The organism is Cellulophaga omnivescoria, assembly GCF_027915275.1.
Classification (GTDB): domain Bacteria; phylum Bacteroidota; class Bacteroidia; order Flavobacteriales; family Flavobacteriaceae; genus Cellulophaga; species Cellulophaga omnivescoria.
In genome coordinates this window covers 3,046,675-3,061,626 of the sequence record NZ_CP115819.1, presented here as the reverse complement: position 1 = coordinate 3,061,626, position 14,952 = coordinate 3,046,675, and the positions used below count along the sequence as shown (strand labels likewise).

The following is a 14,952-nucleotide window of genomic DNA, read 5'->3' as shown; positions in this document are numbered from 1 at the left end:
AAACTCCTTAAATAACTTTAAGGAGTTTTTTATTTTCAATTAATTAAATACAATTACCTAATTAATTTTTTATACTTAATACGTTTTGGCATTAAATCTCCGCCCAAACGTTTCTTCTTATTTTCTTCATAATCAGAGAAAGATCCTTCAAAGAAATAAACTTGCGAGTCTCCTTCAAAAGCTAATATATGTGTACAAATACGATCTAAAAACCATCTATCGTGAGAAATAACAACAGCACATCCTGCAAAGTTATCTAAACCTTCTTCTAAGGCACGTAAAGTATTTACATCCAAATCGTTTGTAGGCTCATCTAAAAGTAAAACGTTACCTTCTTCTTTTAACGTCATTGCTAAATGCAAACGGTTACGCTCACCACCAGATAACATACTTACTTTTTTATTTTGCTCACTTCCAGAAAAATTAAATCTACTTAAATAAGCTCTAGAATTTACTTGCTTACCACCCATCATTACCAATTCTTGCTCATCACTAAAGTTTTGCCAAATTGTTTTTTCTGGGTCAATGTTAGAGTGACTTTGGTCTACATAGGCAATTTTAGCAGTTTCACCAACACTAAATTCTCCTTTATCTGGAGTTTCTTCACCCATTATCATTCTAAAAATTGTGGTTTTACCAGCACCATTAGGGCCAATAATACCCACTATACCTGCTTGTGGTAATTTAAAGTTTAAATCTTCATAAAGTAATTTATCATCAAAAGCTTTACTAACTCCTTTAGCCTCTATAACATTTGTTCCTAAACGCGGACCATTAGGTATGTAAATTTCTAATTTTTCGTCAAGTTGCTTTTGATCTTGACTCATTAATTTATCATAGTTTTTTAAACGAGCTTTTTGTTTTGTTTGTCTTCCCTTAGGACCCTGGCGCACCCATTCTAACTCTCGTTCTAATGTTTTTTGACGCTTAGACGCTGTTTTACTTTCGTCTGCCATACGTTTAGATTTTTGGTCTAACCAGCTAGAGTAGTTTCCTTTCCAAGGAATACCTTCACCTCTATCTAGCTCTAAAATCCAACCCGCTACATTATCTAAAAAGTATCTATCATGCGTTACAGCAATAACAGTACCTTTATATTGTGCTAAATGGTGCTCTAACCAGTGCACAGATTCTGCATCTAAGTGGTTAGTAGGTTCATCTAAAAGCAAAATTTCTGGTTCTTGTAATAACAGTCTACATAAAGCAACTCTTCTGCGCTCACCTCCAGACAATACACTAATCTTTTTGTCACCATCTGGAGTACGCAATGCATCCATAGCAATTTCTAATTTAGTGTCTAACTCCCAAGCATTACTGGCATCAATTTGGTCTTGTAATACTGCTTGTCTAGCCATTAACTTATCCATTTTATCTGCATCAGAATACACTTCTTCTAAGCCAAACATATCGTTTATCTTGTTGTACTCATCTAAAATGGCTACAGTTTCTGCAACGCCTTCTTTAACTATTTCTAAAACTGTTTTATCATCATCTAACTTAGGTTCTTGTTCCAAGTAACCAACTTTATAACCTGGAGAAAAAACAACATCTCCTTGGTAATTTTTATCTAAACCTGCTATAATTTTTAATAAGGTAGATTTACCAGATCCGTTAAGACCTAGAATACCAATTTTTGCACCGTAAAAGAAACTTAGGTATATATTTTTTAATACTGGAGTGTTAGCCGTTTTAAAGGTTTTAGAAACTCCAGACATTGAAAAAATGACTTTTTTATCGTCTGACATATCTTGTATTATTAGTTGTTATTAATTGAATTAAAAAAAGGCAAAACAGTACATAACTATACCATTTTGCCCACATATATTTTATTTTTACACTCTACCTTTAAGTGCATTAAAAACCCACGCAATAGCAAAAAAGCCAATTCCTACGGCTGCAAATCCCCATCCGGCAACATCATCATATCTAAATGCACCAAGTGCAATTAGTGATAAGCCCACAAGTATCATAATAAATGTAGCCCAAGCTAAAACTGTATTTTTATTCATCTTTAATTATTGTTGGTTTATTAGATGCCAAATATCGTAATTTTAAAGGTAAAATACCTAATAAATTAAGCTTCAAAAGGAAAAACTATACCTGTTTGATCTCTAATTTGATCTAATAATTGTATTAAATCTAAACTATTTTTATGAGACCATAGGTTACTTTGTATTTGGTTGTTAGCAATGCATTTGTGCACTTCTTCTATTTCATACGTATAACCAATACCTAGTTTAGGAGTTTTGTAATACTTCTTTTCCCGGTTTTTTTCAATGTAATACCCATCTGCTTCATGCCATCTGGTTTCTAACTTTAATAACCCTTGTTCTCCTACTATTTCAGAGCTGGTTTCTGTATTGGCCATTAAACCACTGTACAAATGTGCCTGTGCATTATTATATTTAAAAATAATAGAAATCTGCTTTTCTATTCCGGTTTTATAAAAATTAGCAGTTGCTAATATTTCATTTGGCTTTCCTAACAAAAGGTAAGATAAAAATACAGGATAAATTCCTATATCTAACAAAGAGCCACCTGCTAAGTTTGGGTTTAAAAGTCTGCTCTCTTCTGCCCTATTTAAACCATAAAAAGCAAAATCGGACTTAATATAACTTATAGTTCCCAACTCATTAGCATTTACAATTTGATTTACTTTTTGTATTGATGGTAAAAACCTACTCCACAAAGCTTCCATTAAAAAAACATTGTTTTTAATAGATGCAGCAATCATACTTTGCACTTGCTCTTTGTTAACTCCCATAGGTTTTTCACACAAAACGTGCTTGCCACTGTCCATAGCTTGTAAACTTAAATTTTTGTGCAACGTATGTGGAGTAGCTATGTAAACAACATCTACATCTATACAATTAAATAAATCTTGGGCATTGGTATATCTATTTTTTACATTATGTTTGTCTGCAAACGTATTTGCTTTTTCCTCACTTCTAGAAGATACCGAGACTAAATTTGCATTTGTAACTAAAGCCAAATCTGTAGCAAACTTATCTGCAATATTTCCTAAACCAACTATACCCCAACCTATTTTTTTGCTCATCAATCAACTATTTTTTTAAACTTTTATCAAAGTTAATCAATATCATATATATTATTCCGCTTATCTTTATGGTCTAAAGCAATTTTTACATAATGGATATAAATTTCAATAAGAACGAAGATCACAACAAGCTCCTTTTATCAGATTTAAAACATAAACTGACCAAAGTAAAGTTGGGTGGTGGCAAAAGTAAAATTGAAAAACAACATGCTAAAGGTAAAATGACAGCCAGAGAGCGTATAGATTATCTTTTAGATAGCAACACAGACGCTATAGAAATAGCTGCTTTTGCAGGTGAGGGTATGTACAAAGAACACGGCGGATGCCCATCTGGTGGTGTTGTTGTAAAAATAGGGTACGTACAAGGTAAACAATGTATTGTTGTTGCTAATGATGCTACTGTTAAAGCTGGTGCTTGGTTTCCTATAACTGGCAAGAAAAACTTAAGAGCGCAAGAAATTGCCATAGAAAATAAATTACCAATAATTTATTTGGTAGACAGTGCTGGTGTTTATTTACCAATGCAAGATGAAATTTTTCCTGACAAAGAGCATTTTGGACGTATTTTTAGAAATAATGCGGTAATGAGTAGTATGGGAATTACCCAAATATCTGCAATTATGGGAAGTTGTGTTGCAGGTGGTGCTTATTTACCAATTATGAGTGATGAAGCTTTAATTGTAGATAAAACAGCTAGTATATTTTTAGCGGGAAGTTACCTTGTTAAAGCTGCTATTGGAGAAAGCATTGATAATGAAACATTAGGTGGCGCTACTACACACTGCGAAATATCTGGTGTTACTGATTACAAAGCCAAAGATGACGCAGATGCTTTGGATAAAATAAAAAAAATAGTAGCTAAAATTGGTGATTTTGACAAGGCTGGCTTTAACAGAATTGAACCTAAAAAACCAAAATTAGACCCTAAAGATATTTACGGTATTCTACCAAAATCTAGAAGCGACCAGTATGATATGCTTGAGATTATTAAGCGTTTGGTTGATGATTCTGAGTTTGAAGAATACAAAGAAGGTTACGGCAAGACTATAATTACAGGTTATGCTCGTATAAATGGTTGGGCTGTTGGTATAGTTGCCAACCAACGAAAGTTGGTGAAAACCAAAAAAGGAGAAATGCAATTTGGAGGTGTTATTTACAATGACAGTGCAGATAAGTCTACCCGTTTTATAGCAAATTGCAACCAAAAGAAAATACCGCTTGTATTTTTACAAGATGTTACTGGCTTTATGGTAGGTAGTAAAAGTGAACATAGTGGTATTATTAAAGATGGTGCTAAAATGGTAAACGCCGTTAGTAACTCTGTTGTCCCTAAATTTACAATTGTTATTGGCAACAGTTATGGTGCTGGTAATTATGCTATGTGTGGTAAAGCATACGATCCTAGATTAATTGCTGCTTGGCCAAGTGCAGAACTTGCGGTAATGAGTGGTAATTCTGCTGCAAAGGTTTTAATGCAGATTGAGAAAGCTTCATTACTTAAAAAAGGAGAAGAAATAGACGAGAAAAAAGAAAAAGAATTGTTTAATAAGGTAAAAGCAAGGTATGATGAGCAAATTTCTCCTTATTATGCAGCTTCTCGCATTTGGACAGATGGTGTTATAGACCCACTAGATACAAGAAAATGGATATCTATGGGGATAGAAGCTGCCAATCACGCGCCTATTGAAAAGCCTTTTAACTTAGGAGTAATACAGGTTTAATTTTATACTTAAATTTATCGATACCAAAAAAAAATACAACTGGCTATATCTGCTTCTTCTAATTTTATCTGGAGAAGCAGTTTTTATATTACCATTTGTTTTAGCTAGAGTATTTAGACCTACAGTTTTAGAGGTATTTAACCTAACAAACTTAGAACTAGGAACTTGTTTTTCCGTTTATGGTTTTGTTGCAATGGCTTCTTATTTACTAGGCGGACCTATTGCAGATAAATTTCCGCCAAGAAAACTAATTGCAATAGCATTGTTTGCTACAGCCTTAGGCGGGTTAGTACTTGCAAGTAACCCAACTTACTTAGTACTTAAAATACTTTATGGTTACTGGGGGTTTACAACCATTTTTTTGTTTTGGGCTCCTATGATAAAAGCTACGCGTGTGTGGGGCGGAAACCAATCTCAAGGTAAAGCATTTGGGTTTTTAGATGGTGGCAGAGGTTTAGTAGGTGCTGGTTTTGGAGCTTTAGGTGTTTTTATATTTTCATTATTTATAATTGGTTCTGTAGAAACTTCAGGTTTAGCAAATAGAGCAGAGGCTTTTAATTATATTATTTGGGTAACATCTTTTATAATTATTGTAATTGGAATTATTGTTTGGTTCTTTTTAAAATCTAAAGAAATTAAAGAAGAAGAAATACAGCTACAATCTATTTCTACACACCAAATAAAAACAGTTTTAAAAATACCATCTGTTTGGTTATTAATGGTAATTATTTTGTGTGCTTATGTTGGCTATAAAATTACAGATGTTTTCTCGCTCTACGCTAAAGAAGTTATGTTGTATAATGAAGTAAAGTCGGCTAAAATTGGTACACTTTTACTATTTATTAGGCCAGTTATTGGTATAATAATAGGTTTTATAGCAGATAAAAGTAAAACTACACTTTGGCTCATTAATAGTTTTATACTTAGTATTTTTGGCGCTTTGTTATTTGCATCGGGGATAATTACCCCTAACAGCACTACACTATTTATTGTATCTGTTTTGGTAACAGTAACGGGAGTTTATGCTGTACGCTCTCTGTATTTTGCTACAATGCAAGATGGGCAAATACCTTTAGTCTTAACTGGCACAGCAGTAGGTTTAATTTCTATTATTGGTTACACACCAGACATTTTTGCAGGGCCATTAATGGGTATATTATTAGATAATTCTCCTGGAGAATTAGGGCACCAACACGTGTTTATTATGCTCACTGTTTTCTCTATAATAGGTTTATTAGCTTCTGTTTGGTTTTACAAATTACAATATAAAAAAAGTGCTAACCATAATTAGTCAGCCTTTTTAAAAACACAACCACTTTTAATTACAATTCCTTATCAGATGCTTTTACCAAACGTATAAATTCGGCTCTGTATCCTTGTTTATCTTCACCTCTACCCTGTTCTGCTAGCTTAATTACAGTTGTTAAATTAGCATTATTTGTAAACTGAGATTTACGTAATTTAAGTCCAAACAACGCTACTGCAGAAGCAAATTTAAAATCTGCAGACATTTCTAATTCTTCATTTTTTTGAATGTGAACCATTTCTACACTTGTTTCTGAATCTGGTTTTTTATATCTAAACTTAACCGTAAACAACTCATCAGAAAAACTATCTAGTTCTTCACTACTTGTATATTTTAAATCTGGTACACCTTTTACATAATCACTTTTAATACCAACAGGAACTATTTCGTAGAGTGCAGTAACTTTATGTCCGTTTCCTAATTCACCTGCGTCCTTGGTATCATCTATAAAATCTTCATCTGCCAAAAGTCTATTTTCATAACCTATTAAACGATATGCTTGTACTTTAGCAGGGTTAAATTCAACTTGAATTTTTACATCTTTAGCAATAGTATATAATGTACCTCCAAACTCCTTACCAAATACTTTTTGTGCCTCTTGCATAGTATCTATATAAGCGTGGTTGCCATTACCTTTATCTGCAAGAGTTTCTAACTTAGAGTCTTTGTAATTACCCATACCAAAACCAAGTACAGATAAAAACACACCAGATGTTCTTTTTTCCTCTATTAGTTTTTCCATATCACTATTACTAGATGCGCCAACATTAAAATCACCATCTGTAGCAAGTATAACTCTGTTGTTTCCGTTCTTTTTAAAATTCTTTTCTGCTAATTTGTATGCTAATTTAATACCTTGTCCGCCTGCGGTAGAGCCACCAGCTTCTAATTTTTGCAATGCATTTATTATTTTTTCTTTTTGATCTCCATTAGTTGGAGGCAAAACTACACCAGCAGCTCCAGCATAAACCACAATGGAAACTTTATCTTTTTCTCTAAGTTGATGCACCAACAATTTAAAAGCAGATATCAAAAGCGGTAACTTATTATGATCTTCCATAGAGCCAGAAACATCTATTAAAAAAGTTAAATTAGAAGCTGGCAACTCCTCATTTAAATACTCTTTTCCTTGTAAACCTATACGAACCAATTGTGTTTGTGTATTCCAAGGCGTTTTAGCTACATCTGTAGCTATAGAAAATGGATGTTCGTCTGTTGGTTGCGGGTAATCATAATCAAAATAATTTACCATTTCTTCAATCTTAACAGCATCATAAGGTATATTGTCTCCGTTATTTATCATTCTTCTTACGTTACTATAACCTGCCTTATCAACATCTATAGAAAAAGTAGAAAGCGGATTTAGCGTAGCCTTTTTAAACTGATTTTCTGATAATTTAGCATATTCTTCATCATAATTAATTGTATTTGTATATCCTTTAGTGGTAATTACAATACATCCGTTTTTGGCTGAGTCTCCAAACAATACTCTTGCTTTAGGAGATTTAAAAACTTTCATAGATGTAATTTTTGATGGCTTAATTTTATAAATAGCTCTATTACCCTCTTTTGCTGGAACCCCATTAACAATATACAACGGCTCATTATTTGTATTGATTGAAGATACACCTCTAATCAGTATTGGTTTACCTCTCTTTTTGGTCCCTTTTGTAACCTGTACACCCGCAACATTACCTGCTAATTGGCTAGAAATATTGTTTTGTATTTTTTCTCTCTTTGTTACCTTTCTAACATTATGCGCTCTACTTGAATATGCCAACTCTGAAGAGCCTACATAGCCCATAATAACTACTTCTTCTAAAGCTACACTATCCTCTTCTAAAACAACATCAATTTTAAGACTATCTTTTACTACAACCTCTTTGTATTTATAGCCTATGTAGGTATATGCTAACGTATCTCCTTTTCTTGCTTTTATAGTGTATAAACCATCAAAATCTGTGGTTGTTCCGTATTTAGTCCCAGAACTAATGATATTTACTCCTGGCAAAGGACCAGTAACATCTGTAACTGTACCCGTAATTGTTAGTTCTTGTGCGTTTGCTTGTATGCTACATACAATTACGCAAAGTATAAATAATAGATTTTTCATAAGGTTTAGTTTCTTTTGGTTAGTAAATAGTTAGATGCTGCAACAGAATTAGCAACGTACACCTTTTCAATATCTGAAGGGTTTATGGTTTGTAAGATTGAAGTATCTGAATAGCGAATACCGTCTATAATAACAATGGTATTACTATCGCCACGCATTGTAATTTTTGGTGTATTATTAGTTTGAGTGTTTGTTATTTGTACACCCGGAACTTTTGTCCTAATTGTATTGTACAAATCTTGTGGTGTGTTTATATTTTCTGCATTAAACTCGTAAATATTAAATGGTAAAAAATACGATAGTCTAGCAAAGCAAATTGTAAAATCTTCTTGTAAGTTAACTGTTGACTTTATTTTTTTCTGTTTAATTTCTTTAGGTTTATAACCTAAACAGGTAAAGACAAGTTTATCATTCTTCTTAGACTTTATTGAAAAATGACCATTAAAATCTGTTAATACGCCTTTGTTTGTTCCTTTAACAACAACATTTACTCCGGGCAAAGGGTTGTTATCACACATTACAATTCCTGTAACTGTTTTTGTCTGGGCACTTAATTGTGTGCTACAAAAAATAATACACAAGGCAAATAAAAAGTTTTTCATAATGATTGGTTTATAAGTTTAAAACAAACCTACAATAGAGTCATTAGTAGAAAAACACAGAATTAGGGAAGTGTACTTTTGAGTGAGTTAAGTTACTTTTTAAGTAATTCTAAAGTTTTAGCACGTTGAATTTTACCTGATTCTGTACGTACAAAATTAGAAATATAATATACTTCTTTAGGAATTTCATAAGAAGTAAATACCTTAGATTTTTTTAGGTAAGCAATAATATCTTCATTTTTTTGCTCCTCTTCTATTAGCAAAACAAGTTTGTTTTCTAAAACAGGATCTGGTACACTAGATACAAAAAAATCGGTTTTAATATAGTCAGATAATTTAGCTTCAATCTGTTCTGGATTCAGTTTTATTCCACCAGAGTTTATAATATTATCAAACCTGCCTAACCATATAAATTCAGATTCTGATACTAATTCTACTACATCATTAGTTGTTATAATAACATCTGAGACTTTGGGCGCATTAATAACTAAGCAATTACGATTATCTAAAGAGACTGTAACGTTTGGTAAGGTTTTAAAAGAATCAGATTTAATTTCTTTTACTGCAATATGGGTAATGGTTTCCGTCATCCCATAAGTTTCAAACAAATGTGTAGACACGCTTTTTAACTTCTCCTTTAAATCTAAAGAAACTGCGGCACCACCAATTATAAGTGTATCTATAAAGTGTAAATTATGCAAGCAATTATAAACTTGCATAGGAACCATTGCAGAGAATTTATATTTTTTATTTATTTCTTTTAAAGGATTAGAACTAGGTTCTACAAAATCTATTTCTAAACCTAAAACCAATGCTCTTACCAGCATCATTTTACCAGCAATATAACTTGCGGGCAAACATAATAAAGCTGTGTCACTTTCTTTTAAGTTAAAGAAAGAACCTGTTGCTAAAGCAGAATTTACCATCTGCTGTTTTTGTAGTATTATTGGCTTAGGTGTGCCAGTAGAGCCAGAAGTATGAACAATTAATGTAGGCGAATTAGAAAGCCAATCTTGCAAAAACGAGCCTATCTCTTTTTTAAAATTGTCTTTTTCTGCCAATTCTACTGCTAAAGAACACAATTGATCCTTAGTATATGAAATGCCATTTAATTTAAACTTAGGATTAATGCTACTAAAATGCTTCATCTGTAAGCTGTTCTGCAGTCAATTCTTCTTCTTTAAAAACTTTACCAGTTAACTTTTCTTTCCAGTTAGTCCATTTGTATTTTTTAGCAAAAAGTAATATTAAAATAGGATATATAACTAAAACAGGAACAAAAATGTCCCAACCTAACTCCGGTTTGCTAACATCTAAATAAATAGAATCTGTTTGAAAAACAGTCCAATCTGCAGTAACCAACAAAGCTCCAATTAAATTATTAGCCGCGTGAAAACCAAGAGCGAGTTCTAGGCCGTCATCCATTAGCGTTATAATCCCTAAAAAGAAACCTGTACCAATGTAGTATACCATAATACCATAGCCAAGAGTTTCTACCTCTGGATTGGCCATATGCATTACACCAAACAATACAGATGTTATAATTAGAGGCACTAGTTTATTACCAGCCATAAGTCCAATTCCTTGCATCATATGACCTCTAAAGAGGTATTCTTCAAAACTAGTTTGTAATGGTATTAATAACAAGCTAATAATTGCTAAGGCAATAAAAGGCCCAAGTTTAAAATTAAAAACAAAATCGTTTGGAGAAAGTACAAAACCAATAGCAAATAAAAATATGGTTAATAATCCCCAAAAAGCAAAAGAAAATCCAATACGTTTAAAATCTATCTTTTTTCTTGCGGTAGTTAAAGATGTTACAGATTGCCCATGCACAAGCTTTGTCCAACCTAAAACCACCAACAAACCAAATGCTAAAGGCACTAAGTTAATAGCAAACACTGGATTTCTACCAAATTGTTCTATTAACTTATTCATTAGCTCATCTACAGGAATTGGAGAGGTTTTAACAGAGATATAATTAAATATCATTAAAATTATAAACCCAGTTGGAAGTACAAAATACTTCCACATACCTCTTGTTTTTGCTTTTAGTCCTTGTTCTATATACATAAATCTTCTATTAAATTTTGTTGCCAATCTAAGTTATTACGGTAACTAATAGCACCGTTACTAACCTCTAAAGGACTATTAAAATTGTTGGTATACAAACTACCAGTGCCTAAACCTTGCGGCATTTTGCTTTGCAAACCATAGGTCCATTGTGCAATTGCATTTAACCCTATATTACTTTCTAATGCACTTGTAACCCACCAACCAATATTATATTTTTCTGCTATGGAAATCCACTCTTGTGCCCCTTTAAAACCCCCAACTAAACTGGGTTTTAAAATTATATATTGCGGTTGTATTGTTTGTAGCAGTTTTTTCTTTTTTGTTACACCAAACACACCAATTAATTCTTCATCTAAAGCAACAGGTAATGGTGTAACTGCACACAAATTTTTCATTTTTGCGTAATTACCTTGTTTAATTGGCTGTTCTATAGAGTGTAAGTCCAATTCTGCTAAAATTTTAAGCTTATCTAAAGCATCTTCTTTAAAAGCACCGTTAGCATCTACACGTAGCTCTATTTCTTCTTTTTTGTATGTTTTCCTAATCGATTTTAAAAGCGAAACCTCTGTATCAAAATCTATTGCTCCAATTTTCATTTTAATACAGTTAAACCCGTCTTTCAGTTTTTGCTGTATTTGTTGGTGCATAAAAGATTCCTCTCCCATCCAAATTAATCCGTTTATTGGAATAGGAGCTTCTTTGATTGAAAAATTATTTTCAAATAAAATAAAAGGATTATCTGCTGTTAATGATAAAAATGCTTGCTCTAAACCAAATTGTATGCTAGGAAACTCTGTTAAATCATTTAAAAGAACCTCTAAGCCTAAATGAATGTTGTTACACACCCAATTTAACTTTTCTTCATAGTTTGGAACATCGTCTATACTTAAACCTCTTAAAATTCCGCATTCACCAATTCCTGTTTTATTATCATTTTTTAAAATAATAAACCAAGTTTCTTTTTGGGTAAGTACACCACGGGAAGTACCACTAGGCCTTTTAAAATCTAGCGTGTATTTTTTATAAATTGCTTTCATAACAGTAAAAATTATACTGTAAGGGAATTGCCTATTGGCAGTAAATGCAATAGTTTACCTGACGCTTTAAACTTTTCTATAGCTTTAGCTTCATCAATTTCTATAAAACCAAAAGTATCAAAATGATAGCCTAAAATAGTATTACATTCTATAAAGTCTGATGCAATAATAGCATCATCTACACCCATTGTAAAGTTGTCTCCTATTGGTAAAACAGCTAAGTCTAACTTGGTAAACATTGGTATAAGTTTCATATCCATAGTTAAGGCTGTATCACCAGCTATGTAAATACTTTTATTTGATGAAGTGATAACAAATCCGCCTGGGAGACCACCTTCAGATCCATTTGCAAAAGAAGATGTATGTATGGCGTTTACGTATTTTACGGTTCCAAAATCAAAAGTCCATTTACCACCGTGGTTCATAGGGTGTACTTTTAGCCCTTTATTTTCATAATATGTAGCAATTTCAAAATTACTAACAATTACAGCATTTGTTCTTTTAGCTATGTCTTCTACATCTAAAACGTGATCTTGATGTGCGTGGGTAACTAAAATGTAATCTGGGTTTAAAGTGTCTTTATCTACTTGATTATTATTCTTTGGATTACCAGAAATAAACGGATCTACCAAAACAGTTTTGCCTCCAACTTCTAGTAACAAAGTTGCGTGACCAAGGAATGTAATTTTCATAGTTTGTTATTTTAGTTCAAATTTATTTAAAATTGAACCAAAAACGAACTCCTTCTACAGATTTATCTATATTAAGTGTAGACTGTAACTGATTTACCAAACGGTTCATTAAACGAATACCCATTGAAGATTTAGTTCTTTCATCTGTATCCTCTGGTAAACCTACACCGTTATCTGTATATTCAAAATAACCACCTGTTTCTGTATTTCTTAAATGAATGTAGATTTTTCCATTTTCATCATTATCTGGAAAAGCATATTTAAAAGAATTAGAAACAAGCTCATTTAGTATTAATCCAAAAGGAATTGCTCTATCAATATCTAACTCTACACCTTCTGCATCTATGGTAATGTTTATATTATGACCTCCTTTTTTAAATACCGACTGTACACTGTTTACCAAACTCTCTACATAACCTTGCATTTCTATTACAGATAAATCATCATTCTGATATAGTTTTTGATGAATTAACGCCATTGCTTTTACTCTACTTTTACCCTCTTCTAAAGCCATAATTGCAGCTTTACTTTTAGTATTTTTAGTTTGTAAACTTAACAAACTAGATACCATTTGAAGGTTGTTTTTTACTCTGTGGTGAATTTCTTTTAAAAGCGAATCTTTTTCTGTTAACTGGCTTTCAATAATATTATTTTGCTTAGCAATAACACGTTGGTTTTTTATACTTTTAATGTAAGCAAATACCAAACCACCTAATCCTAAAAGTGTAAATATTAACGATATTAAAATTAAACTCATACGCTCATCACTGGCTTGTGCTTCAATTTTTGCGTTCTCTAGTTCAATTTTCTTTTCGTCTAATCTATCTTCAGAATTTTCTAATTCTTTTTCAAAAACAGTTGCAATTTGTTGGTGCTTTTTTAAGGTTTCATTTACCCTTATAGAATCGTTAATTTTTATATTGTTGTTTAGGTAAAAATTAGCCTTTTTATAATCGTTCATTTTTTGATAATAAACAGCTAATAATTGATTTTTACGTAGTACATTGGATACTTTTATAGCACGTAAATCATCATTAATAAGTTCTAAAACCTTATCTAATTTATTAGTTTGTAAATAGCAGTTGGCTAAATCCAAAGTGTTTTCTACGGCATCTTGAGAATAAACCTCTACATTAAACTCTCTAATTTTCAACAAACTAGAATCTAATAATGGAATAGCTTCTTCATACCTTTTTAAAAGCATATAACATTTTCCTATATTACCTTCTATAACACCTTTTAAAAGAGCACCTTTTACCAACTCATCTTCAGTTTTTGGTCTGGCAATAGTATCTAAATAGGTGTTTATATATTTACGTGCTTCTTGGTATTTTTCTAAGGCTACTTGTGACGATTTATCTAACCTAAGGAAATCTCCTATTTTATTATTGTAAACAGCTTGTCCATAATAATCATCGCTACTAACAACATTACTTTTTTCTCTAATGTATTCGCCTCTAGCTTTTTGGTACAGGCCTTGATCTGCATAAATATCATAAAAAGAGATGTTATCTGCTAAACCTAACTCTTTCTTTTCTTTACGAATTGCAATTTGCTTTTCGTATAGTTTTAGCTGAGAGTAATTCTCATCCATAATATCTAGCAATGCACTTTTAAGTGTATCACTAAGCTTTGTTTTATCTATATACAGTTCATTGGTTATAGCTATACTTTTGTCATACTGAACTAAATCTTGATGAATGTGTGCTTGTAAAATTCTATAGTATTCTACAGAACCATCATCCTGAGCATTTCTGGCTTTGGTTAACATAGAATCTATACGCTCTAACCACTCGTAACTAGAATTTTCTTTATATCTATTTGGTGTTTTATAGAAATAGGCAAACTTGTCTTTTGCAGACGGTATTTTTACAAAACTGTCTAAAACCGTTTGTTGTAACTGTATTTCTTGTGCTGTAGAAGCATTAAAAATTGCAAACGAAAAAAATAAAACTGCAACATATGTTTTAGAAGTAGATATGTTGTTATTAGGTTTTAAAATGTACTGTATATTTTTATTGTTGCTTAAAATTTTAGCAATTTTTGTAATCATATTACGGGTCTGTTATAAAAAAAATTTTGACTTACTTGGGTATAAGTAAAAGAGTGTAGTGCCCTAAAACACTCCTTTTTCTTAAGTTTTTGTTAAACTATAGGGCAAGTTATGATTTTCTTAATAATTATAAGCTCAAAATAGTAAAAATAATAAGGTAAAACCCCTTAAAAAGTAGAAAAGAACTCCAGTAATGGCATAATAGCTATTTTGTAATTATGTTTTGCTTGTTTTATGTTAGGTTTTATGACTAAACTCCTAAAGTAAACATTAACAGAATTGCTTTTTCTAAAT

The 14,952-nt window shown here is 31.9% G+C and carries 12 protein-coding genes; 2 read left to right on the top strand and 10 right to left on the bottom strand.

The window, feature by feature from the left end; all coding sequences use genetic code 11:
- Window positions 1–53: 53 nt before the first annotated feature.
- The 3 genes from ettA to PBN93_RS13515 form a co-directional block, all read right to left on the bottom strand.
- Window positions 54–1,745, bottom strand: a complete 1,692-nt coding sequence (ettA, locus tag PBN93_RS13525; protein WP_271080867.1) for an energy-dependent translational throttle protein EttA — start codon at window positions 1,743–1,745, stop codon at window positions 54–56.
- A gap of 87 nt (window positions 1,746–1,832) precedes the next feature.
- Entirely contained in the window at window positions 1,833–2,009 is a 177-nt protein-coding gene (locus tag PBN93_RS13520) for a CAL67264 family membrane protein (protein WP_171974517.1), read from the bottom strand.
- 65 nt (window positions 2,010–2,074) lie between these two features.
- Window positions 2,075–3,058: a Gfo/Idh/MocA family protein gene (locus tag PBN93_RS13515; protein ID WP_271080866.1), complete on the bottom strand. Its 984-nt coding sequence runs from the start codon at window positions 3,056–3,058 to the stop codon at window positions 2,075–2,077.
- Window positions 3,059–3,150: 92 nt separating this feature from the next.
- On the opposite strand from PBN93_RS13515, the gene PBN93_RS13510 reads away from it, so the two are divergent.
- On the top strand, window positions 3,151–4,779 hold the full coding sequence (locus PBN93_RS13510) for an acyl-CoA carboxylase subunit beta (protein WP_077405538.1): 1,629 nt from the start codon (window positions 3,151–3,153) through the stop codon (window positions 4,777–4,779).
- Between the two features lie 16 nt (window positions 4,780–4,795).
- Window positions 4,796–6,070, top strand: a complete 1,275-nt coding sequence (locus PBN93_RS13505; RefSeq protein WP_077405535.1) for an MFS transporter — start codon at window positions 4,796–4,798, stop codon at window positions 6,068–6,070.
- 31 nt (window positions 6,071–6,101) lie between these two features.
- On the opposite strand, the gene PBN93_RS13500 is transcribed toward PBN93_RS13505, so the two are convergent.
- The 7 genes from PBN93_RS13500 to PBN93_RS13470 form a co-directional block, all read right to left on the bottom strand.
- The gene (locus PBN93_RS13500; RefSeq protein WP_271080865.1) at window positions 6,102–8,198 is read right to left on the bottom strand and encodes a YfbK domain-containing protein; all 2,097 of its coding nucleotides are present in this window, start codon (window positions 8,196–8,198) and stop codon (window positions 6,102–6,104) included.
- Window positions 8,199–8,203: 5 nt separating this feature from the next.
- Complete coding sequence (locus PBN93_RS13495) at window positions 8,204–8,800, bottom strand: carboxypeptidase-like regulatory domain-containing protein (RefSeq protein WP_271080864.1); 597 nt, start codon at window positions 8,798–8,800, stop codon at window positions 8,204–8,206.
- 92 nt (window positions 8,801–8,892) lie between these two features.
- Window positions 8,893–9,948: an AMP-binding protein gene (locus PBN93_RS13490; RefSeq protein ID WP_271080863.1), complete on the bottom strand. Its 1,056-nt coding sequence runs from the start codon at window positions 9,946–9,948 to the stop codon at window positions 8,893–8,895.
- Complete coding sequence (locus PBN93_RS13485; protein ID WP_271080862.1) at window positions 9,935–10,873, bottom strand: CPBP family intramembrane glutamic endopeptidase; 939 nt, start codon at window positions 10,871–10,873, stop codon at window positions 9,935–9,937. Before PBN93_RS13485 ends, PBN93_RS13490 begins: the two co-directional genes overlap by 14 nt.
- Window positions 10,864–11,913 (bottom strand): o-succinylbenzoate synthase, encoded by a 1,050-nt coding sequence (locus PBN93_RS13480; RefSeq protein WP_271080861.1) that lies wholly within the window; start codon window positions 11,911–11,913, stop codon window positions 10,864–10,866. Before PBN93_RS13480 ends, PBN93_RS13485 begins: the two co-directional genes overlap by 10 nt.
- Window positions 11,914–11,924: 11 nt before the next feature.
- Entirely contained in the window at window positions 11,925–12,605 is a 681-nt protein-coding gene (locus PBN93_RS13475; RefSeq protein WP_271080860.1) for a metal-dependent hydrolase, read from the bottom strand.
- Between the two features lie 22 nt (window positions 12,606–12,627).
- Complete coding sequence (locus PBN93_RS13470) at window positions 12,628–14,658, bottom strand: sensor histidine kinase (protein ID WP_271080859.1); 2,031 nt, start codon at window positions 14,656–14,658, stop codon at window positions 12,628–12,630.
- Between the last annotated feature and the right edge of the window lie 294 nt (window positions 14,659–14,952).